This is a genomic window from Paenibacillus sp. FSL H7-0326 (genome assembly GCF_001955535.1).
Classification (GTDB): Bacteria; Bacillota; Bacilli; order Paenibacillales; family Paenibacillaceae; genus Paenibacillus; species Paenibacillus shunpengii.
On the sequence record NZ_MPVN01000001.1, the window covers coordinates 917764 to 937740 of the forward strand.

Annotated in this window: 30 protein-coding genes; 2 read left to right on the forward strand and 28 right to left on the reverse strand. The window is 42.2% G+C overall.

Annotated elements, in window-relative coordinates:
• Nucleotides 1–172 precede the first annotated feature (172 nt).
• The 6 genes from BK126_RS04325 to BK126_RS04350 form a co-directional block, all read right to left on the reverse strand.
• Complete coding sequence (locus tag BK126_RS04325) at nucleotides 173–505, reverse strand: YolD-like family protein (RefSeq protein WP_076311444.1); 333 nt, start codon at nucleotides 503–505, stop codon at nucleotides 173–175.
• Nucleotides 506–578: 73 nt separating this feature from the next.
• Nucleotides 579–1190, reverse strand: a complete 612-nt coding sequence (locus tag BK126_RS04330) for a replication-relaxation family protein (protein WP_179085505.1) — start codon at nucleotides 1188–1190, stop codon at nucleotides 579–581.
• Nucleotides 1180–2415 carry an FtsK/SpoIIIE domain-containing protein gene (locus tag BK126_RS04335; protein WP_083655709.1) on the reverse strand — a complete coding sequence of 412 codons (1236 nt, stop codon included), beginning with the start codon at nucleotides 2413–2415 and terminating at the stop codon, nucleotides 1180–1182. Before BK126_RS04335 ends, BK126_RS04330 begins: the two co-directional genes overlap by 11 nt.
• Before the next feature lie 105 nt (nucleotides 2416–2520).
• The gene (locus BK126_RS04340) at nucleotides 2521–2730 is read right to left on the reverse strand and encodes a hypothetical protein (protein ID WP_076311446.1); all 210 of its coding nucleotides are present in this window, start codon (nucleotides 2728–2730) and stop codon (nucleotides 2521–2523) included.
• Nucleotide 2731: 1 nt separating this feature from the next.
• Nucleotides 2732–2944 carry a hypothetical protein gene (locus tag BK126_RS04345; RefSeq protein ID WP_076311447.1) on the reverse strand — a complete coding sequence of 71 codons (213 nt, stop codon included), beginning with the start codon at nucleotides 2942–2944 and terminating at the stop codon, nucleotides 2732–2734.
• A complete protein-coding gene (locus BK126_RS04350; RefSeq protein ID WP_076311448.1) occupies nucleotides 2937–3746 on the reverse strand; it encodes a ParM/StbA family protein in 810 nt (269 codons plus the stop codon). The genes BK126_RS04345 and BK126_RS04350 overlap by 8 nt, the downstream gene beginning before the upstream one ends.
• Nucleotides 3747–3933: 187 nt before the next feature.
• Here BK126_RS04350 and BK126_RS04355 point away from each other — a divergent pair, with 187 nt between their 5' ends.
• Complete coding sequence (locus BK126_RS04355; protein ID WP_076311449.1) at nucleotides 3934–4161, forward strand: helix-turn-helix domain-containing protein; 228 nt, start codon at nucleotides 3934–3936, stop codon at nucleotides 4159–4161.
• Between the two features lie 68 nt (nucleotides 4162–4229).
• Entirely contained in the window at nucleotides 4230–4760 is a 531-nt protein-coding gene (locus BK126_RS04360) for a hypothetical protein (RefSeq protein WP_076311450.1), read from the forward strand.
• 87 nt (nucleotides 4761–4847) lie between these two features.
• Here the strand turns inward: BK126_RS04360 and BK126_RS04365 are convergent, their stop codons facing one another.
• From BK126_RS04365 to BK126_RS04470, 22 genes are all read right to left on the reverse strand, one after another.
• The gene (locus tag BK126_RS04365) at nucleotides 4848–5294 is read right to left on the reverse strand and encodes a phage holin, LLH family (protein WP_076311451.1); all 447 of its coding nucleotides are present in this window, start codon (nucleotides 5292–5294) and stop codon (nucleotides 4848–4850) included.
• Nucleotides 5291–6100, reverse strand: a complete 810-nt coding sequence (locus BK126_RS30085) for a M15 family metallopeptidase (RefSeq protein ID WP_076311452.1) — start codon at nucleotides 6098–6100, stop codon at nucleotides 5291–5293. Before BK126_RS30085 ends, BK126_RS04365 begins: the two co-directional genes overlap by 4 nt.
• Before the next feature lie 30 nt (nucleotides 6101–6130).
• Nucleotides 6131–6496 (reverse strand): hypothetical protein, encoded by a 366-nt coding sequence (locus BK126_RS04375; protein WP_076311453.1) that lies wholly within the window; start codon nucleotides 6494–6496, stop codon nucleotides 6131–6133.
• A gap of 179 nt (nucleotides 6497–6675) precedes the next feature.
• Nucleotides 6676–6972 carry a hypothetical protein gene (locus BK126_RS04380; RefSeq protein WP_076311454.1) on the reverse strand — a complete coding sequence of 99 codons (297 nt, stop codon included), beginning with the start codon at nucleotides 6970–6972 and terminating at the stop codon, nucleotides 6676–6678.
• 249 nt (nucleotides 6973–7221) lie between these two features.
• Nucleotides 7222–8259, reverse strand: coding sequence for a hypothetical protein (locus tag BK126_RS04385; protein WP_076311455.1), 1038 nt, complete (start codon nucleotides 8257–8259; stop codon nucleotides 7222–7224).
• Nucleotide 8260: 1 nt separating this feature from the next.
• On the reverse strand, nucleotides 8261–9313 hold the full coding sequence (locus BK126_RS04390) for a glycoside hydrolase family 113 (protein ID WP_076311456.1): 1053 nt from the start codon (nucleotides 9311–9313) through the stop codon (nucleotides 8261–8263).
• 88 nt (nucleotides 9314–9401) lie between these two features.
• Entirely contained in the window at nucleotides 9402–10352 is a 951-nt protein-coding gene (locus BK126_RS04395; RefSeq protein WP_076311457.1) for a putative phage tail protein, read from the reverse strand.
• 10 nt (nucleotides 10353–10362) lie between these two features.
• A complete protein-coding gene (locus BK126_RS04400; protein ID WP_076311458.1) occupies nucleotides 10363–10749 on the reverse strand; it encodes a phage tail fiber protein in 387 nt (128 codons plus the stop codon).
• A 4-nt stretch (nucleotides 10750–10753) separates the two neighbouring features.
• Nucleotides 10754–11791: a baseplate J/gp47 family protein gene (locus BK126_RS04405; protein WP_076311459.1), complete on the reverse strand. Its 1038-nt coding sequence runs from the start codon at nucleotides 11789–11791 to the stop codon at nucleotides 10754–10756.
• Nucleotides 11791–12231 carry a DUF2634 domain-containing protein gene (locus BK126_RS04410; protein WP_076311460.1) on the reverse strand — a complete coding sequence of 147 codons (441 nt, stop codon included), beginning with the start codon at nucleotides 12229–12231 and terminating at the stop codon, nucleotides 11791–11793. The genes BK126_RS04405 and BK126_RS04410 overlap by 1 nt, the downstream gene beginning before the upstream one ends.
• Nucleotides 12232–12247: 16 nt before the next feature.
• Nucleotides 12248–12547, reverse strand: a complete 300-nt coding sequence (locus tag BK126_RS30175) for a DUF2577 family protein (protein WP_076311461.1) — start codon at nucleotides 12545–12547, stop codon at nucleotides 12248–12250.
• A 33-nt stretch (nucleotides 12548–12580) separates the two neighbouring features.
• Nucleotides 12581–13585 (reverse strand): XkdQ/YqbQ family protein, encoded by a 1005-nt coding sequence (locus BK126_RS04420; protein ID WP_076311462.1) that lies wholly within the window; start codon nucleotides 13583–13585, stop codon nucleotides 12581–12583.
• Between the two features lie 6 nt (nucleotides 13586–13591).
• Nucleotides 13592–14026 (reverse strand): hypothetical protein, encoded by a 435-nt coding sequence (locus BK126_RS04425; RefSeq protein WP_076311463.1) that lies wholly within the window; start codon nucleotides 14024–14026, stop codon nucleotides 13592–13594.
• A gap of 23 nt (nucleotides 14027–14049) precedes the next feature.
• Nucleotides 14050–15921, reverse strand: a complete 1872-nt coding sequence (locus BK126_RS04430) for a tape measure protein (protein ID WP_179085506.1) — start codon at nucleotides 15919–15921, stop codon at nucleotides 14050–14052.
• Nucleotides 15922–16116: 195 nt separating this feature from the next.
• Nucleotides 16117–16506 carry a phage tail assembly chaperone gene (locus tag BK126_RS04435; protein WP_076311465.1) on the reverse strand — a complete coding sequence of 130 codons (390 nt, stop codon included), beginning with the start codon at nucleotides 16504–16506 and terminating at the stop codon, nucleotides 16117–16119.
• Nucleotides 16507–16521: 15 nt separating this feature from the next.
• Nucleotides 16522–16944, reverse strand: a complete 423-nt coding sequence (locus BK126_RS04440) for a phage tail tube protein (protein WP_076311466.1) — start codon at nucleotides 16942–16944, stop codon at nucleotides 16522–16524.
• 14 nt (nucleotides 16945–16958) lie between these two features.
• Complete coding sequence (locus tag BK126_RS04445; protein ID WP_256702695.1) at nucleotides 16959–17939, reverse strand: phage tail sheath C-terminal domain-containing protein; 981 nt, start codon at nucleotides 17937–17939, stop codon at nucleotides 16959–16961.
• 88 nt (nucleotides 17940–18027) lie between these two features.
• The gene (locus tag BK126_RS04450) at nucleotides 18028–18444 is read right to left on the reverse strand and encodes an HK97 gp10 family phage protein (RefSeq protein ID WP_076311468.1); all 417 of its coding nucleotides are present in this window, start codon (nucleotides 18442–18444) and stop codon (nucleotides 18028–18030) included.
• Nucleotides 18437–18859, reverse strand: coding sequence for a phage tail terminator family protein (locus BK126_RS30180; protein ID WP_076311469.1), 423 nt, complete (start codon nucleotides 18857–18859; stop codon nucleotides 18437–18439). The genes BK126_RS04450 and BK126_RS30180 overlap by 8 nt, the downstream gene beginning before the upstream one ends.
• On the reverse strand, nucleotides 18859–19488 hold the full coding sequence (locus BK126_RS04460; RefSeq protein WP_076311470.1) for a phage head closure protein: 630 nt from the start codon (nucleotides 19486–19488) through the stop codon (nucleotides 18859–18861). The genes BK126_RS30180 and BK126_RS04460 overlap by 1 nt, the downstream gene beginning before the upstream one ends.
• The gene (locus BK126_RS04465) at nucleotides 19485–19775 is read right to left on the reverse strand and encodes a head-tail connector protein (RefSeq protein WP_076311471.1); all 291 of its coding nucleotides are present in this window, start codon (nucleotides 19773–19775) and stop codon (nucleotides 19485–19487) included. Before BK126_RS04465 ends, BK126_RS04460 begins: the two co-directional genes overlap by 4 nt.
• Nucleotides 19762–19968 (reverse strand): hypothetical protein, encoded by a 207-nt coding sequence (locus BK126_RS04470; protein ID WP_076311472.1) that lies wholly within the window; start codon nucleotides 19966–19968, stop codon nucleotides 19762–19764. The genes BK126_RS04465 and BK126_RS04470 overlap by 14 nt, the downstream gene beginning before the upstream one ends.
• Nucleotides 19969–19977: the final 9 nt, after the last annotated feature.

A 19977-nucleotide genomic window follows, 5' to 3' on the forward strand; every position in this document is an offset into this window, starting at 1 on the left:
AAGCTGTCTTGTTTCCAAGACAAATATATCATGTCCCTGTATTGTTTGCAAGACACTTTTTAGGAATTTTGCCTCCTTTTTTGTGAACCTACAGCAAGGACATAATAGGGGGAGATATGTAGTTATGTCAACAATAAAAGCTCGCTGACACTAAGTCTAACGAGCTTTAGTGTTATAATGTTGCAGATAGTATATCTCTTAATTCAACCCAAACAAAGTCATCCTTAGAGGTTGTCAACTTGATTCGTCTCTTATAAGTATCTATTGTCGAAACTATACCTAATAGATGTTTATTCTCAAACGAGTCAAAAACGACCAATTCCACAAGCTCACGTTGGTTGTATGAGTCCACTAATGCCCTCTCGATCAATTGCATTTCCTGTTCGTCTATAATCGGTTTACTCCGCTTTGTTTTCTCCAGCTGCCGATCAATAAACGCTTGCCGATGTTCCGGCATAATCATTCTTGAGGACTCCATAATTCCATTACCTTCGAGTTTACCCATGTCCGATCACCTCAGTATTTATTTACTTAGGTATTATATACGAACATATGTTCTTTTATCAATGGTGAATTTATCAACTTTTGTACTTTAAGCGCTCTAACATTTCTGAGACGCCTCCCTGAAATACTCTGAAAGGACGGTTAGTGATGTTATACTCCCCTACCCCGATGATCCAAAGATAAGGGAATATCTTTTTGTTTGTCGGCTGCCAAGGTTCCTGCTCCCATAGTCCACTTAGAAAGTACTGCTCATAACGATTTAACTTTTCCTGCATCACCTTATCTGTATACCGTGTCCGCTGAATTTCAACATACCAGGGAGCTCCTCTCCAAATCATAAATATGTCTGGCTCAGGCAGTCCTTTACCGCCGAGTTTAGGTTCTACGTTAAACGTCCTCGGCGTCTCGATCCGGCGTATGTCCTTGTAGAAGTCGGCAATGGAGAGGAAATGCCCTATCTTCTGTGAATCCTGCTTCACTTGCCGCTCAGCACAGTAATATACGTACTTACGACGTTCCGTGGAGCATTTAATAAGCCCATCCCTCCGGAGCCGCTTAAGGACAATATTGGCCTGTGTAACCGGATGCTTTGTATGTGAAAAATATAGTTCAGCAATGTCTTCCCCTCGCAAGAAACGGAACCGATTGAGGTCCGATATTATGCCTTTATCCCGATCATTCATCATCCAGCACCCCAAACACTTCAAATTCATCCTGACTTAAGTCAATGGGTTCTTCTGAGCTCGCCACCTGTGTTCGTTTAACACCTTTGTAATCCTGCAGCAGCACTTTGGCTCGATCCAAGTCCAAATATGGACCCTGTACGTATCTGCAGCCATCCAGCTTAAAGACCATCCTGCCTTTCTGGCTATTCTTAATTTGCGCTGCCTCGCCGCTGCCTAAAGTAATGCGGCTGTTGATTTCATCAGCATGCCTAAAGGCCATACGTACTGTCAGATTGTTTTTGAGCTTGCCGTCCAACACGTCCGAGTCAGGTCGCTGCATGGACAAGATGAGGAACACTCCTAATGCCCTGCCAATGGTGCTGATCTCCTCGATGCCCTGCATAATGTCCGGTTCTTTTTTGAGCAGCGCCACCTCATCCACGGCGAGAACGATATAATTGGGCCGATCCCATTCCGGCAGATCGTCGATATGAGCTACTCCGGCCTGATCCAGCTGGCTGCCGCGCTCCTTCATTTCCTTCCGCAGCTTTAATACTATCCTCGCGAGCTCATGAGCTTCTGTGACAACCTCATTCGCTACATCACGAAAAATGTGAAACTCTGAGCGCTTCATGTCGGCGCAGTACAGGTCTAAGTCCGTACAGTGACGTATAAGCGTTGTAATGACTGATCTAAGTGCTACAGACTTCCCGCTGCCTGTTTCCCCTGCAATGAGCAAGTGAGGGTTCTCCACCATGTTGTAAGCAATCGTTTCTGAGTGTGTCTTACCCACGTATACCGGGAGTGACATTCCATTCACGGCAGCAGCCACTTCCTCCGGATCGTAGTCATAAGCCTGAATAGATGTGCTGTATACCCTTAAAACATAACTGGCCGCATCCTCGCTTTGCTCGAGCTCAGCCCCTGCCCCGAACATTTGTCGGAACAACCACTCTTTTTCTTGAACCTGCTTCGGATCCATTCCCTTTGGCAACTTCATTAAAGCTTCCATGCGGTTGGCGAACATTCGTATACTCGGCACCACGGGATACACCTTAACTTGCTTCCCTTTATAACCGGCAATGGTTAAGGACATCCCTCCCATCCGAAACACGTGTATCAACTTACGGCGCATAACCTTATCCGGCATCCCTTTGTACACCATATAGGCCGATATCCCACAGGCTCCCAGCCCTGCAAACTTCGCAGAAGCCATTAGGATACCAGCTCCGCTGCTTACCAGCATCGGCGCTGCCTCCTAACAATTTTGATTTTTATTGTCATATCAGGCTTTTTTGCTTGTATTACAAATGTATTGATACTTATGCATTTAATCATGTAGCTACATATGTCACCAGGAGACGTGGATGCCGAATATCTGCCCTGTAGCAAAGATGGCAGCACGCCATTCTGCATATGCAATTAACGCGCATGCTACATATGTAGCTGCTTTGACGAAAACAACTCGGCTGCCGTATCCATTTCGTTCTAATTTCTGTTCGATCACATGAGCGATCACACCAACGGCACCGATCTCAGCAAAAGGTAAAAGTGTATGCATTCTAAATCCACCCCTCGACATTAAATGATTGTGTTACTGGCTTTTCCTCCTGCAGCATCACCGCACCGCCCCCGCCGCCCTCTGCATCTCTTTGGATCAAACGTTTGATATATCCAGAAGAATTTGTCTTACTGGCTACAAACTCATGCCAAAAGCGCTGATCAGGATCCAGTACGTTAAACGACACTTGTATGATCTTTATATCTTTAGCCACTGTAAACCCTCCTTGCGATCATCAGGAGCCCCCTGACGTTGGTGGTAAAAGGATCAGGGTCCAAGAGTACTGCCAGCGGAAACAAAGCCTGTATGTGCGGCAGCACTTCCTCAGCTCCTCCACCTGTAATGTAGATGACCTCACTCTTATCCCATTTCCGAGCAATGGCCCTGGCTGCGATCTGTCGGCCGAATGATCTTGCATTCAGCTTACTCTTACTCTCCATGCCCTCAGGCAGCGTAAAACTGCTCTTATTGATAAACTGCCGGTCCGTGATCGTGGCAAAGTTAACACTTCCGCTGCCGATATCAATGATCCGGATGGTACCTGCTGCTGGCGCGATCAATAGCCCCGATGCTGCTCCTTCTGGTCCGACTTCGCAACTTTTTATGTGGATGATCTTCCTGCGACCGTTAACTGTTAGATCATGAGTGCCAATGTACATTTTCTTGATGGACTGTTTTTCAGCTTCGGTGTGCGTCTCAATCGGCTGCCCAACCAATATTTGATGATCATTACCGGATCCGTACTGATGTAAAGCAATGAGTGTTCTCAGCTTTGCGTCAAAATGTGCCTTACTGTCGTCCTTCCGACTTTCCACGTATTCCGATTCCCTTAACGCCAGGCTGCCAGCGAATCCTGTGAGCCCTTCAAACTCCCATTCAAAATCAAATTCCCCTGTACTCTTGAGATTTCTGTCTAGGTCATTAATGCCGATCGCTGAGGGGAACATTACAGGCTTTGGTAATCGGGCATCTAAATACTTTGTGTTGCATCCTCCTGGGTCAATCGCACTTATCATGTACACCACGCTCCTGCTGTCTGGTTATATAACTAGATACGTAACCAGGCGCTCAAAACCGATTTGGTTATGTATCTAGTTCTATAACTATGGAAAGTGCTTGGTCATGTTTCACGATTCTTTCACGATTTCACGAATAAATTTTTCATAGATTGTCCATCCTTTTGATAAGAAAGGATGATGAGTAATGTTTAAAAATTTTTTAGGTAAAGATAGATCTCCCTTGGGATCTTTTATTGATCGTAATCATAGATTGAGTCAGGAGTTACTTGCGAAGGAAACAAAATTAAGTCGGAATACGATTTCTGATCTTTGTAAAGGGGACTCTAGAAGACCTCAAATACAGACGCAACAAAAAATTGTATCCGCTCTAAGGAAATTAGGTTACAACGTAAGCGCGAGTGATTTTTGGTGATTTTGTTTGATACATTTTGTATCGAACACTATACTAAAGATGGAAAGCTATCATAAAGGAGAAGAGCCATGTCCAATGTTTCGTTAATTGTATCAATCTTGTTTTTAATTGTATCTCTGCTCTTTCTTGCATTATCAGTCTTATACGTATTAGGACGTAACAAAAAGGCTAAGAAGTCATTTAAGACATTCGCCATAACATTTTTTATCAGTGTGATTGGTTTTGTTATCTTCGGTATTACAGGACCCGACACAAATGTTAGTGGAGAAAATGAAGTTCAAGCATCAATCGAAGAAGTTAATGAAGAATCTGAAGTCAAAAGTGAGGAGTTTCTAGAGGAGTTAACTAATCAGTTGTCAATCAATTTTTCGGGGACTTCTTGGTATAATCACATTAATACTGTACAGATTAAGCACATCAATGAAGGTTCATATGCCGTAACCATTTACACAGAACTATTCCCTAAAGAGAGTAATAAAAAAGTTGCCGAAAATATCGCAGCTGCCATTTATGGACTGACAGAAAGACATATAGTCGAATCTGTGACCGTTTTAGGAGCTAATGACAATATAATCGAAACGGTGTTGAATCCTTTATAGATCTTTAAATTAGAAATTCATCCCCCTAACCTAAAAACCTAGGTAGGGGGAGTTTTTATTTAATCTGAATACAAAGGGGCCCATAACTCAAGACTGAACAACTTTATCTAATTCTAATTTTACCGCATCCAAAATTACCTGATCAGTTACACCGGCTTGTGTCTTTGGTATCTGATCAAGTTTAATCCATGCTTCATGAATCTTTGCCTTTACTTCGTCGGTATGCACACTGATTCCGATTTGGTTCAGTTTTTTAACAGCATAATCAAGAGCGACGGACATTTTTTCATTACCTGCCAAATCGGCAGCCGATGACTCTGCTTTAGCGTAAGCTTCCTGCGCTACACTCCAAAGTGCATTCTGAATTGATTCCATACCCTGCGCTTCAGCTGCAGCTTTTTTGGCATTGATCCATGCTCCTAATGCTCTCCATTGTCTTACGATGAATAGACCGATAGCAGCAATGACAACAGCTAATACACTCAATACGACATTAGTCACAACTGGTTGAAAATACTCAAGAATGCTATTCATATACCCTTACTCCCCTTCGCATTAATATCAGCTGCATGCTTTAAAAAGGCTTCACTTAGTAAACCAGAATTCTTAAGCATTTGTGCCATAGTAGAAAATTCATATCCCTTGTCATTTGACGTGGTGATGAGCTTACGTAACTTCATTTCAGACAGCAAGTCATCAGCCCATTCAGGCATAGCAGCTCTTTTTTTCAGAGCCTTGATATCCTCTTCCTGAGCTTTAAGTTGCGCTTCTGTCGCTTTTTTGAATTCATAAAACTTCTTTTCAAGTTCCACTGACATTCCTTGTGCCTCCTTTTCCTCTAAAGCATTCATTTTAGAAACGGCCTTTAGAATTTGAGTACTAGTCGGACGTTTGCCGGCTCTCAGATCAGCGAGAGACAGACCGAAAGTCATTTCAAAATGTGGATTGTCCTTAAATGACTTCCAGTCTCCGCCCCAAGCAAAACCGAGCGCTTTGGCTTCGGTAACAACTTCTACCCAATCCGCAATACCATCACAGTCCCCATCGTATTTCATGTCGTATCCGCCACGTATTAATACAAAATCAATCGCTAAGCTAAAGTTATGATACGACTGCCCGCCGCGGGCATTGGTTACGATCGGTCCAGTAAAAATGGTCCGGCCCTGAGCATAGAGTGAATTCTGTTCCTCTATGGTTCTTAGACCTTGAGTGATACGTATCTCAACCCCTCGGTTGTAACACCGTTCTACAAGTTTCAAAGCTCCGATCCGTACCGCTTCATTTTCAATACGGCTTATGATCGGTGCAGACTTTGCCTGCACTTCTGTTAATGCCGCCATCTTCACCCTCCCAAAAGAAAAAGGACCTGATTACAGACCCTTCTCAGTTTTCTTATCGAAGATCTTAAGTTTTACAAATAAATCGAATCGCTTGGTGTATGTCAGTACGGCCAGTATGACTAGACCGACCGTTGTACCAGCTTGTGCGATAGTCCATGCGTAGGTTTCAATGGTAATCGCCGTTAGCTCATTTGCATTACCTACTCGCATCCACACTGCTGTCACCATTTTCACGGTATAAGCGCATAAAAAAAAGAGCATCGCCAGCATAAACAAACTGACAGCTCCTTTTGCAAATCGTTCTCTAAAATACGATGCATGAGCAATGATGATGTATAAGGAACATGCGATGGATATCATGTATTCCGTAATAAGTACAATATCAATGACTCTCATAGTCATTGCTCCCCCTTTTCGACCACTAGATAAGGAAAAAAGTGATTATTCTTTATTTCTGCCTGTAATTCACGCGAAGCATTCCGATACCTGGTTATAGTAACTCGCTCGCGTTTGGTTCTTTCGTCCAACTGTTTACTGATCTCGCGCTGCTTTTTAAAAAGTTTGCTCCACACGGCTTATCCTCCTCTGCTCATGTCTTCATCTTTTTTGAGACGACCGAGCAACTCTTTGATGTCCGATAAGCTTTCTTTGCGTTCTTCTTCCATAATTGCTTGCATTCGGTCACGATCTTCTTCTGATCGGTCTAAGTAAAGCTTAGGGACAATCTTACCCGTCATTAACCAGTACAAGAAAGTCAAAACGATGATCAATAAGACTATAGACAAAATCAGCGAAAATCCGTATTTGTCTACAAGTTGCGCCCATTCAGCGACTTCCTGTGAGGTAACTCCCCCAGTTGTTTGCTGCAACAAAATGGACCCTCCCCTTTCTCTATGTCTAAATATTTAATAGCTCTCGGTACCGCTCCCGAAGTGCTATAACGTAATCATTTAGGGATCACCTTCTTTCGAATTAATAAATCCCTTGCATATCGGATTAGCTTTAATTTTCAAGATCATCCTCAGCTTCTTTAAATTCTTCTAAGGATTTCGCATATTCATACCACTGTCTGTGATAATTTGGAGAATTAGCTGCAATGGACGGTTGGAAGTGATATGTTTTCACTTGAATGTATGGCTTTTCCTCCATTCGAGCAGCTTTGTTGGCGTAGAATAAAACCTGTACTTCCAAATTAGAAATATTACCTTTGATGTAATTAGCCCGAATATAATACCAAACCTATTTATCCCGTCAGTCTGTAGATAAATCCCTCTTGCTGTGCCTGAATTGCCGGATATATTTAATTGAGATACTACGGAATCCACGATTCTTCTCCACTGGTAACCACCTTCACGTTTAAGACAAATATAAGGTATTGATTCAGATGAGTTGGTTAATAGTACTGTTTTTCCTTCGAATTGTTCAGATGGATTGGGTAAAGAAGCGAATTTTAAGATATCAGTCGTTGCTCTTGATGGGTAGACAGTAGTTAATCCGGTCAAGGTCGGCAGCTGAGATTCAGAAATGAGTTGTCTGGAAGGGTCATCATTGTCGTTATTCTCTGCGCTCCCTTTTCGATTATATAGCCATGAATTTAATCGGTATTGCGTGTTTGGATTCTGGAATATACCTTCTTCGGTTGCCCAATTGTCAATGTAAGAAAAATAATATTGATTGTCGTTAAGTGCAGTGTAAAGCACTTTGATGCGGTATGTTGATAGGGGCAAAGGATATCTCAGATATAGTTTGAGATTGTAGCTGTGGTCACCATTATCGGTAACGTAAAGTCTCAGCAAATCATTGTAACCGTAACCGCCGTTATTCCCCGTAACCAGAGGTACGATATCCAATGCAAAAAGATTGTTCCCTGAATATATGTTGGCCCTCAATGTAACAAAAGCACTTAGAAATCCAGAATCTGAATTTGCGCTATGAAGCAAGAAATTAGTAATAAATTTCTTCACAACTGGACCTCTCAGCGTGTTCTTCGGATGCTCAGCTAAGTAAGTGTCGAAATAAAGAGTCCGATCGATCAGCAATGTCCACTCGTTAGGGCTTTTAACTTCTTGATTCCTCGTTGTCCGAATATAAAAATCTTCATATTGTAGGTGTGTACCAAACTGCTCGTTGTGATTTCCCTCGTTATAGGTTTCCAACATATCAAATCAACCCTCTCTGGGTGTATTCAATGATCACGGCCTCTCCTGGATACACGGTTTCACCTTCATAATCAAAGTATTGAAATGGTGCATAAACATGCCATATTGCAAATCCTTGAACAAAATGTATCGGCATTATGGTGTCAAAGAAAGCCTGAAATAGCAATGCATGAACATCATAATTTGTAGGACCGGTTGCATGCAGACGAATCAAACCATCTTTTTTACTCATACAACCAAACTCAGTAATGATTACAGGCTTCTTCCATACTTGAAAAGTATCACTAAGCATGCGAACGTAGTTGTAACCTTGAGAGTCCCTATACAGAGCCTTTTCGATATCCTCGACTGGTATATTCACAGATTCCCCAACGTTCTCACATGTTTCCCAGGTGTAACTACCGTAGATATTCGCTCCAATCGCATCCACCAAATCGAAAACAGAAAAGTAATTCCTCACATCATTTCTTTTCTTGGTCATGGATTCTCGCATCTCTTGTCCAGTGCAGGCGATTGTGAGTTTTAAGTTAGGGTACCTGAGTTTTAGTGTGTTCACGATGTCAGCCCATTCTTGATAGTACGGTTCCACTGTTGTAAGTTGGTATTGCTCACAACTGATACATAACCATTCAATTTTGTTGCTTACTGCAATATCAGCAATGAAGAGCAATTCTTCTTTCCATTTGGAAAAGAATGTTGAAGGGTTGGCAGGCTGATAAGTAGCCCGATTAAATCCGTCTCCCCACTCCAGCATAATATGAGGCTTTATCATCTGTAGGGGCACTCCTTTTGATTTAGCGATATTTAAAATTGCTTGGATCTGCTCCTTGGTATGATGAGTAAAGGAATGTCCCGTTGCACTATCAAGGTTATGTGAAGTTACGATGGTCGCACCTAATCCTTGCGCTTTAAGCCGATCAAACACTTTTCCGAACCATTGCAAGTTGTCATATCGTTGTTCCCCGGCAACGGGTACTGTATGAGCAATAGTCACGGAACTGGTTTTTATTTTAAGATTTGTTTCTCCGTACAAGCTGCTAACCGTATCGTCCACTTTCTGCATAGCTCCAGAAAAATCTTCAACGAGCCACGGGTCTGTTCTATCCCACTTAGGTAACTTTAGATTTGGTGTCCGTTCTATGTTAATCGCCCCCTATACCCGAATACGGCAATAAGAATATCTCTGATAATTCTCCACTTTTGTATGTCTCCGCTTCTTCACCGGTCAAACCGTAGTCTTCGATTTCTCCCCATGTTAACCATGTCGGTACAAATTCGTGGTCTAAATAGATAGGCAGCGCCTCATCAGCTGCTGCCTCCATTTCTGCTATGTTTTCCGGGATGCCTCTTTTACTCCATATGGTCGATGAGACTTTAAAATTTGCTCTGTCTTGTTCTACCGTGCAGTCATAAAATTGATTTACAATTCCCTCATACTCCGCTTTGGTCATAAGCTTTGGAGCCATCAATCGCTCCACAACTTTAAGACGACGAGATGATAACGACTGGTCTTTATTAGGGCTTATATGCAACTCTTGTTCCCATAACGTAATTCCTTGTTCTGATGCATTTAAGACCCAGTAGAAGTCATTTATCATCTGTGAGATTAAAGAATCAGTGCGAGACAGCTCTGTTACTTGAGACTGCTGGACCGTTTTAATAATGGTGGATTCCTGCAACATGCCAGGCAAGTAACGCGCCATCGATGCTCTAATGTCACGATCGGTGTGGTATGCATTAGATTTAACCAAGGAGGATGATTGACCATAACCATTTAAGATTTTTACTGCATCAAATACGATTGCCCCAGATCTTACACCTGCCTGTCCGACAGTAACTTTAATTAGGGTTGCTCCACTAACGATCGACTGTGAAGATAGTTCAGATTTAGCTACAGCGTAAAATGCTTTAACAGCAGCAGCACTTACTTCGAACCTACTTACAGATTCTCCGGATAAAATAGCCGACCAAACAGAGTCAGCATGTGTTTGTAACACCACCAATGAATCACCAGCATGATAACTACAACGGATCACACCGGAGGCAGCTGCCGTATAAACACTATTTGATAAACCGGTAGCATCAATTATCATCTATTCCACCTCAATCTAACGAGATTACCAATGATCCTGCTGGAAATCTTGCCTGCTGGCCTGCTCCTGTAATAGGGACATTCGGTGTTACCGTACCTTTAAATAACAATCTGCCAGAAGTTACAGCGTCAAATATACCAAAATGTGTCACTGTGCCCCATGCCGCAGTGGATACTGGTGAAACTACATCCGCAGTATTCGAGCTTGACCCTGTGGTCGCTTTTGTAAATGTCGCTTGGACTCGAGCATAACCGCCCCCACTGACTTCTGTTCCTGTTCCGGCTTCGCCCGGGTCAGTAGTAAACAAGCCGACATACCATGCTGACGGCACAGTAAATGTCTCACCTCTTAAAAGCAGGTTCAATACATTGTTCTCAAAATCATTTGTCATGCTCATTTGATTATCCTCCTATAGATAAATTAAGAACTCCAAGGATCGGAATCTGATCGCCTTGGAGCTCAACATTAGCGGTGCCATTATTTATTTTCAGATCAGTGTAGTCAAGAACATCATCTGCTGACAGAATTGCCTCTCCTGCCTTGGCATACCTCACAATTTGATCAACAAAAGCGATGTCATACAAATACTTGGATAGCGCCTCTTTAGCTTGCAGTCGAGCGTTATCGATGATTCCTCCTGACTTTAATGTCAACGTTGCCGAGACACTAATCATAACTTCAGTTACCCCAACAACAGTGATAACAGGGTCATTAATAGGTGTCATATCGTCAACTCTCTGTTGCACTTCTGCAATTATTGAAGCACTAGGCGTTCTTTTTTCTTCAGAAAGCAGAACTAACTTTGCTGTTCCTGGTCCATTCCATGCCCGAAATATTTTTACATCAGCCACGCCAGGTACTTCCAATGCTATTTTCTTATAGTGAGATGGATTTCCTGTTCCAGGTCGCTTTGGAACCTCGAGATAATAACGATTCTTTAAAGATTCATCTGATTCTTCGTCATATCCTCCACTTGTAGGCTCCGGATTAGTGACAGCTGTAAATCCACTCAGCGTAACAGGGAATAGAGAAATTGAATTAGCATCTACGTTCCCCAAACTGCCCGGGACCAAAGCTTCAATATTGACAAACCCACTGTTCTCAATCTGAACATTATTCACTGCCCTGAATTGGGTTTTATTAGAGGTCTCAAATAAATCACCTATATTTATAGAGCCTGTACCTGTCAAATGAACTCGTCCTGTGGAATAAGCTGCAAGCTTCCTGTTTATTCCATGTTCTGCTGCTCTCAGCGTCAGTTCATCACCAGTCAAGTTCCTAACAAACATTTTGTCTTTGGATTTCTCCAATTCATTGAACAATTCGCTTAGGACGACCGCAAGGGGAGCATTGACATCATAAACAAACGAACCCGCGCTTTTATCGACAGTACCATCTGGAATATTTCCCAGTAGGCGATTTAACATTTCACTAGACATTACACGTAAACCTCCTCTTCAACGCTTCCGTATATACTCTGTACATTAAAAGTGATCAGGAGCCGGGAAGCTGTTTGTTCAAAGTGGAAATTTTCTACGCTTAACAGAGCGTCATTAATAAGCAATGCTTCTTTTATCAATCGTTCGAATTCTGAATATAAATAAACCGGCTTAAGCTTGGTAGCCCCTAACAACTCCATGTGCTCACTACCATAGTCTGTATCCTTGTAAATATAGCTTTTTCCCCATGAGAGCAAAGCCTTCTTAATCCAGATCTTCACGTAATCCAACCCTGTAACTTCTACTATTTTCCCGTCTTTTAGCTTAAAATCTCCGGCATCAAAGTCCCAGTCATAAGTTTTATGGACGGCAGAGCTTGCGGAAGTTGAAGAAGTGTTAGATTCATTTAATTCTAATTGTGTTATCTCAGGCAGAGACAAATGATATACACCACCTTTAAATCACATCAAATACATACCAAATTTTTAGATACTCATCGGGAACAAGTATAAGGCGATCTCCAAGCCTGAGATCTACTTTCCATTCCAGATATTCGTCAATCATTAGACCTTCTGTATCCTGATAACGATTAGGGATTTTGTAACCCGAAGTAAATAGCTTGGGTAAAACAAGCTTGTCTGCAGTTATTACGATTTGTTCCCCCCATTTGACTTTTAAAGGGGCAACTGAAATAACCTCTCCAACTTTCGGGGAGGTGCTAGGGAGGGTTTCTATTTTGATTATGCATTTCAGCAATCTTCTTAGCCAAACGATCTATACTATCATCCATCATTTAACCTCCTCCGGGAGCACAAGTTCTAAATCCATCGTGTGGATCTGATTTGAAACTGTGTGTTTTGCTGTCATAATCATGTATCTGCCTGACATACCAGTGATCGGTTCATTAACATCCAAAAGTCTTCCTGCCTTCACAGCCGAATCACCCATAAGCCTAAGGGTATTCGTTTCCTGTAGTCGCGCAAGACGCCCCAAAAGAATACGAGCTACTTCGCGCGCTTTTGCCGCGTCTTCCGCGTCAATTTTATAGGTATCTTCGAGCAATCCGAATTTTTTGATTAATGAGTCGTTTTGGACGCTTGCTGCAATTTCATACTGAGAATCTTCGCGTTCAATAAGTATCTTTACTCGGTTTCTCATGGACTCAATAGTCCTTGTTCTGTCAGCTTCAAGTGGTACCGACATAACATCTCTATTTCCAAGGTTATCAGCTAATCGGAACGTTCCTTTTACAACAAGGTCCTTAATCTCATCGAAATAGATTTTACCTTTTCTTAGTTCAGCGTTAAAACGTTTACCCGTTCTTCGCTCATGTTTCTGAAGTATATCTTCAATAATCTCGGCCGGTGACTTCTCAAGGTATATTTCATCTATTGGAGTGTTCATTGAAGGTACTTTTCCGATCAACATGCCGAAATCTTTAAGGATTTTAGATATGGCATCCGATGCAGCAATCTTATTAAATTGATACACGCTTTTTGATTTACCCAGGTACCAGGCATAGTCATATACAGTGTAATTGATTGCTGCCCTACCTGATCGACCTTCAGTAACAATAATGCCACGGTACACTTCTTCGTCATCTTCCATTAACATTACAACGTCACCTAAGTCACATGGGTTTTTAGGGAAAAACCTTTCCATATCAACCCAAATGACTTGAAATTCCATAGCGGACATCATCGATAAGTTGGAATCCCATGTGATTGACTCTGTGATAGGTGTTATATCATAGGTTCTGCTTGCATCATTCTTGATAAGAAGGAGCTTAAACACGTAATATCAACTCCTCTTTTTAGTACTTACGAATGGAAATTCTGACATCTGCAATGTATAGTGAATATCTCCATCTTTCTTAATGCCATGAACAAAGTTGTCGATTGTCACTGCTAAATTAACGTTTTTTCTCTTGTTGCTTTCATCCACGATTACAACTCTTATCGGATAACGTCTTTCCCGCCAGCGTTCAATTGCATCCACATATTCCATTCCCCACATTTCACGGCTCTGTAAAAAGGGATAGTCATGACCTTCCGCTGGAAAAAAACTTGTGATCTCAATACTTTGCAAACCACGAGTCCCAATCAAATTTAATGTTTGAGTCAGCCCATCAATTTGTTCGTTCTTCCACGGACTAGGCACTTCATACTCCTCAGGAGGAACAGGTAACTGGATAATTTCTTCGTTATTGTTAATGCTCAAAAATACCTGCAGCATGTTTGTCACCCCAGGATAAAAGATTACGATGTAGACCAGATATGTCTTTCAATTCTCTGTAATAAGGAATCTGCGATATCCATTGCAGTGTTGTTGTTTCCTTTTAGCACAGCTTCTGTATTTTTATTTGTGGCTTTCGTGTTTTTAGTGGTCGCGCCGGTGTTGTTATTTGTCTCAGCTGTGTTTGATGCCAGTGCTGCAGTGTTATTGTTCAGTGCCGTCATTAAGTCTTTTTGCACATTGTCCATTTTTTTGTCGCGTTCTGCTTGAACTTTCCGTGTTTGAGCAGTAATAGCGTCGCTACTAAACTGAGCATTGCTAAAATCCGCTTTTGAGATTGGATTGTATCCGCTGTTCCATTTTGGCTTTTCTACTGCTGCCTTCGCTCCTGAAAAATTAACTCGGCCAAGTCCGCTGAATGACAATTCGGATATCGGACCGATCCCTAACTCTCCAGATATTTTATTCACACCACTAATTAAGCTGTTAACTCCCCCGATAGCCTTCTGGACCATGGATTCAATAAGGCCTATGAAACCGTTCACTCCTGCCTCTCCGGCAGTTAATATACCGTTCCATATGCTCTTCCCTGCAAACTCGATACTATCCCAAGCAAACATGTAAGTGCGAATCATGAAATTAGCATAATCAACGTATTTGTTCACAGCCCATTCTGCAGCACTCACGACTACATTCCAAGTGTTCATCCCAGTGAGTTTGACTTGTTCCCAGTTGTTTATGAGGTATGTCCCGGCCGCTACAGCAAGCCCTATCAGAGTGATCAACCATCCCATGGGATTGGCTCTAATCGCTGCATTGAGTCCTAAGTGTGCAAATGTAAGTAATTTCGTATATACAACATTCGCAAGTGTCCAAACTTTCGTACCTATTAAAATTAGATGATAAGCAGCAAAAGCTGCGACTACTCCGTAAACAATAGGACTGATATAATTCCAGTTGTTTACAATGAAACTTGAGACGGAGAATACCGCATTTGCAACAGACTTCGCCCCGTTATATATACTTACAAGCGCCGTAGAAAAACGGGCCCCCCATGTGGTAACGCCATCACTGGATAAAGTGGACTGAATCCCCTGCAAGTCCTTTTTTATCTCATCAAAAAGCGGCTTAGTTACTCCAGCCAATTGTTGAGTGGCCGTTTCCTTGATGTTAGCTACGGTATATTGAAATGTGTCTGACATTTCATCCATTGCACCGTCAAAACGTTCATTCAAACCTTTCATCAGAAGTGGGATGACTTGGTTGGAGAGGAGTTTCCCCTCTTCAGCAAGTTTCATCAATTGGGCTGGTGTTTTGCCCATTTCTTTAGCAAGTAACTGCCATGCCGGTACTCCTCGTTCTGCTAGTTGGTTCACTTCTTCTGCAGATAATTTCCCTTTAGCTTGAATCTGTCCGATTGCTAATGCAATACCCTTCATCTCTTCTGTACTGCCGCCAACGGCAGCGACAGCATTTCCTAAACTGTAAAGCATAGGTACAACTTGATCGCCAGCGAAACCCATACCCATCATTGTTTTTGCTGCTTCTTGTAATCCTGCAAATTCAAAAGGTGATTTCACGGCTAATTCTTTCAAATCCGCTACCATCTTAGCGGCTGCTGAAGCAGAATTTAAAAGGATACCGAACGATTTTTCAGCAGCTTCTGCGCTTGAATTCGCGCTGATCCCGACACCAATCATGGCGCTTCCTGCCGTAGCCATAACCGCAATAGCTGCTGCAGCTCCACTTTTAATCGAAGCCCATGTCTGAGCGCCTTGGGCTTGAAGTTCCCTCAGTTGATTTTTATATCTTACGGTTCCCTCACCGATTCTCCTTAGTGGGCCCGTGACTCCATCTTTTAGGGTCATTGTTTTGGATATATCTTTTACGCCCACAAATTCCACCCCCATAAAAAAGAGAACCGGCTTAGATCAACCGATTCTCTAACCTCTTGGCTTCTTCTTCATGAAATAATTCCATGGACACAAACATAAACCGTTTGGATAATGAGTCTAATTCAAGTAACTCCGATAGCGAGTGACCCCGCTGGATATAATGATGTATCATATACAGCTCACCATCGGATTTTATTAGTTTTTTAAGTCATCGTTAATTTTCGTTACTGCCTTGCCATTAAATCCGCCTAATTCCATGATGTGACCACTAATTGAAGATATCTCGCTCGGACGAAATATCATTTTCACGATATCTGTCGGCTCCGTGCATCCGAACTCTTTTTGCAAAGTCGGATCCTTAAGATTAGGTTCAATCACACAATGGTAAACAATATGAGGATCGGCCGAATCGCTTCTGGCATCATCCATTGCCATTTCCAAGGTCTCTAACGCGAGTTCTCTCTTAGGCTCTTGGATAACAATTTCAGCTCCAAGAGAATCAACTTTCAACGTTTGAGTTCTCAGTTTTCTTCCTTTTATGTTTTCTTTCTGCTTGATCAATTCCTCAATGGTTAATTTCGGCATTAAAATTCCTCCCTGCTATGCAATGGTATCAATCATTTCGTAGTCACTAAACGCAAATGGGATTTCTTCACTTCCGAGTGTTTTTTGTTCAAATTTCAACAACATAAATTCGTTTATGGTCACATCATGTAACGCAACACGTTCAGCACCAAAAGAACCCGGATCTGCAACTTTACCAACAATCTCAAGACGCGGATAGATGCCATTGCGTACGCTATTGGCCATGGTCCGCTGTACACGAGAATAGATTTTCTTGATCGTCATCGTTCCATCGCCTGTCCATCCGATCTCTTTTTTGTACGTCGCTCCTGAATTAGCGAAGTTCACATCCTCGTAGTTGACTGTAACTTTTGCTTCAAAGCTGTCTACTTCCGCCCAAAGTTCACCACCAACCCAAACACGACCATAAGTACCGTTAATAACGTTTTTAGATTTCATTTGATCACCTCACCTTACACAGAAATTTTGAAATCAAGATCCTCAATGGCATCCAAGAATTTAAGTTTTACATGCGCGAATAGCGAAGATCTGAAAGAGTTCTCTTTTACTTTTTGATCGTCCCATTCACTTGTGTCTGTGCCAATGCTTTCCCATGCGAGTCTCTGAGCTTCGACATCTACACTTGCAGCATTTTCTCCAGCTGCATCTAACACATCCCCCTGAAGGCCACGGAAATATGCATTCACTGATGTCAGAAATAACACCTGATTATCGTAGTTGTTGTTCACTTTACCGGAGTAATTGTCTTTAAATGTGCGGGTTATGTCCTCTTTTACCAGATCATGACTTTCGATGATCTTGATTTTTTTCCAATCCTCGCCTTTGCCCTGTGTAATGGTTGTCAGGCTATTGACTCCTCGAGCGATTTTGAACTTGTCATCGTCTTTAATCAGAATCAATTTACCATCATCCACATCAGAATCAGGGTCAGTGCTTTCAACTATGGCATCCACTTCTGTCAGCTCGTAATTTGTTGAGCTGCTTGTTAAAGGGATTCCTGCGAGAATCCCGGCTATGCGAGAGGTATACTGAGAAGCGCTGTAGGTGGTTTCTCCAACCTTAATCCCCTCCGTAGCGAAATTAATAACGCCTTCATGCTCTCCTGGATGGTTTGGGAGAATAACCTTAAAAGTCTTCTTATTCACATCCCGCCATGTTTTAACCTGCGTGGCTACTGCCGTCACATCTGCTGCGGTAATGCCAGGGATAGCCAGGTAGTTCCAACGTTTGTTCGCGAGTCTCGATAAGGCTGCGCTGTAATTCTCCTCCTCAGAATCAAGCCTCTCCACAATGATCTTCGAAGGCACTCCCATAAAGGCCTTCTGAATTAAATCAAAGTTGGATTCGCTCCAATCTGACTTTTGAATCTCGCTTATATTTTTGTATTCCTTTGTATCAAAAGTTCCAGTATCGTCTTTCATAATCAACGCCACGATCCCGCGCTGACTCCTCTGTATAGCTGATACAGATAACGATGAAAAGGAAATGTTCACCTCAGGCAACCCCATTCGATTCACCCTTTCATAATTTACTCAGCATTCTTTCGAACTCTTTTTCAAGTATGTCGTCCCACTCTGATTCGATTTCATGCGATGCCTTATCAAAAACATGAAACCCTTCTTGAAATCCATGCTCGTTGCCGGCTTTATCGACAATTCGATGCCCATATTCCAAAAGGTGAGCGTGCGGAGCTCGGGAGTATACACGAACTTTTACTCCATCGTCGTCCTTCCACACCTTTCCTCTTTTAATTGATTTGAAATAATTTCCTGTCTTTTTCTTGACCAGCTGCCGAGCCTTTCTGCTGACAATAGTCCTGGCCTTCGCACCAGAACGCGCCATCATTTGTTTCGCCTGTCTCGGATACAACTTCTGCAGATCGTCGATCTCACGCTTTAGCACATCTAAATTCCTTGTATCAATTTCAAAGTCAGTCATTGTAAACCAACTCCTCCATGATATCTCCGTCTTCTGCCACCGCTATAGATTCAACGCAAGAGAACTCAAAGTCATAGTGCAGCACTTTGTCATATACATCCGTTTCAGCATCATCAATTGTTATAACCTGACTTCCTGCTGCAAAATTAAGCCCGAACAATTGTTCAAGTCTGTCTTGCACGTTGTATACCTCTTCCTTGTACTGATTCTCACTCGTAGAAAAAAAACGGATCCTGCAAGTTAAGTCTCGATACAAAAAATGTTGTTCTGATTCTGTCCGGCGAGTTTCAAGGGAAACAAAAAAAGAAGGTCTCAAAAAACCTTCTTCTACATCACTGCTTTGTATGGGTATCCCGGTGAACTCTGCCTTTATCTTGTCATTTATCGCTCTGTTGATTTGAGCCCTAGTCAGCATTAGATCACCGTCCTCTCGGCGGTAATAATCAACGTCTCATGGCGGTTTAACGGATCGTCAATACGCTGAATTTCATACCTATTACCATCAATTTTCAAGAACATGTTTGTGGAGACATTTGGACGATATTTAATCGTAACTTTGATTGTTGAATTCGCTACAATTACATTCTCTACTCCATTATCAATGCTGCCTCCGCCGACATACTCAATATGAGCCGGTAAAGTAAACACTCTCTCAGGTTGTGGGGACATCTCACCCATGCTGTTTTCCACAAACACGTTTTTCCAAATTTCAATCGTATCACGAAGACTTGCCAGGTTTGTTTGGACATCTTCATAGGCTTGACATATCAGTTCAACCGTTTCGTCGTTTCTACTGTATGTTCTAATGATGTTGTAATCCAAACCATTGTGCCTAAGTTTTTGTTCATCTGAATATTCCATAGAACGAATTTCAAAAGACAACTTAGGCCTTAAATCATTCGTGAGGGCTTTATAATATTCGTCCCTATTCACTGTTTTTTTGTTGGTGAAAACGGTCCGACTTGTTTCTGTCAGTTGAAATACATTATCTCCGGAATGGGTTTCCGTAACTGAAATGAGTTCAACAATATCTCTCCACATCATAACAATTCACCCACTGTATATTCTGCTGAGAGTGTAAGGTGGTTTTTAATCATGCCATATGCCGACAGCAAACGCTCATGATCACTGTTGTCATATCCGAAGTGTGCTTTCACGTATACGGTCACAGCTCGTTTAATCAGTGGATCATTGTCATCCTCGGCCTTAATTGGCAGCAGTCCGGAAAGAACTAAGTCCTTCCGAGCTGCTTCAATAAGTCCGTTAATCTCATCGTCAAAATGAGCACTGCTAATTCTTAACGACAGTTTAACTTGATCAATCAGTGGCATTAGCTTCACCGCGTTGCCGCTTGCGTGTAGATATCTGAGCAGTATCTGGCTTTTTATCTTCTGTAATTTCGATCAACTCATGATTCAACAAGTATTTCGCGTGCTCTTTATCCGAACAAGGAAACACTGCTCCTTGTTGCTGCAGTGCTCCCGTCAGAGGATCAACAAATGATTTGATCACTTTATAATCCATGCAAATCAC

Bases quoted from the DNA above. Each gene is read 5' to 3' on its own strand.
- BK126_RS04325 (WP_076311444.1), bottom strand. From the start codon at position 505: ATGGGTAAACTCGAAGGTAATGGAATTATGGAGTCCTCAAGAATGATT.
- BK126_RS04330 (WP_179085505.1), bottom strand. From the start codon at position 1,190: ATGATGAATGATCGGGATAAAGGCATAATATCGGACCTCAATCGGTTC.
- BK126_RS04335 (WP_083655709.1), bottom strand. From the start codon at position 2,415: ATGCTGGTAAGCAGCGGAGCTGGTATCCTAATGGCTTCTGCGAAGTTT.
- BK126_RS04340 (WP_076311446.1), bottom strand. From the start codon at position 2,730: ATGCATACACTTTTACCTTTTGCTGAGATCGGTGCCGTTGGTGTGATC.
- BK126_RS04350 (WP_076311448.1), bottom strand. From the start codon at position 3,746: ATGATAAGTGCGATTGACCCAGGAGGATGCAACACAAAGTATTTAGAT.
- BK126_RS04355 (WP_076311449.1), top strand. From the start codon at position 3,934: ATGTTTAAAAATTTTTTAGGTAAAGATAGATCTCCCTTGGGATCTTTT.
- BK126_RS04360 (WP_076311450.1), top strand. From the start codon at position 4,230: ATGTCCAATGTTTCGTTAATTGTATCAATCTTGTTTTTAATTGTATCT.
- BK126_RS04365 (WP_076311451.1), bottom strand. From the start codon at position 5,294: ATGAATAGCATTCTTGAGTATTTTCAACCAGTTGTGACTAATGTCGTA.
- BK126_RS30085 (WP_076311452.1), bottom strand. From the start codon at position 6,100: ATGGCGGCATTAACAGAAGTGCAGGCAAAGTCTGCACCGATCATAAGC.
- BK126_RS04375 (WP_076311453.1), bottom strand. From the start codon at position 6,496: ATGAGAGTCATTGATATTGTACTTATTACGGAATACATGATATCCATC.
- BK126_RS04385 (WP_076311455.1), bottom strand. From the start codon at position 8,259: ATGTTGGAAACCTATAACGAGGGAAATCACAACGAGCAGTTTGGTACA.
- BK126_RS04395 (WP_076311457.1), bottom strand. From the start codon at position 10,352: ATGATAATTGATGCTACCGGTTTATCAAATAGTGTTTATACGGCAGCT.
- BK126_RS04400 (WP_076311458.1), bottom strand. From the start codon at position 10,749: ATGAGCATGACAAATGATTTTGAGAACAATGTATTGAACCTGCTTTTA.
- BK126_RS04405 (WP_076311459.1), bottom strand. From the start codon at position 11,791: ATGTCTAGTGAAATGTTAAATCGCCTACTGGGAAATATTCCAGATGGT.
- BK126_RS04425 (WP_076311463.1), bottom strand. From the start codon at position 14,026: ATGCTGCAGGTATTTTTGAGCATTAACAATAACGAAGAAATTATCCAG.
- BK126_RS04435 (WP_076311465.1), bottom strand. From the start codon at position 16,506: ATGCCGAAATTAACCATTGAGGAATTGATCAAGCAGAAAGAAAACATA.
- BK126_RS04440 (WP_076311466.1), bottom strand. From the start codon at position 16,944: ATGAAATCTAAAAACGTTATTAACGGTACTTATGGTCGTGTTTGGGTT.
- BK126_RS04450 (WP_076311468.1), bottom strand. From the start codon at position 18,444: ATGACTGACTTTGAAATTGATACAAGGAATTTAGATGTGCTAAAGCGT.
- BK126_RS30180 (WP_076311469.1), bottom strand. From the start codon at position 18,859: ATGCTGACTAGGGCTCAAATCAACAGAGCGATAAATGACAAGATAAAG.
- BK126_RS04460 (WP_076311470.1), bottom strand. From the start codon at position 19,488: ATGATGTGGAGAGATATTGTTGAACTCATTTCAGTTACGGAAACCCAT.
- BK126_RS04465 (WP_076311471.1), bottom strand. From the start codon at position 19,775: ATGCCACTGATTGATCAAGTTAAACTGTCGTTAAGAATTAGCAGTGCT.
- BK126_RS04470 (WP_076311472.1), bottom strand. From the start codon at position 19,968: ATGGATTATAAAGTGATCAAATCATTTGTTGATCCTCTGACGGGAGCA.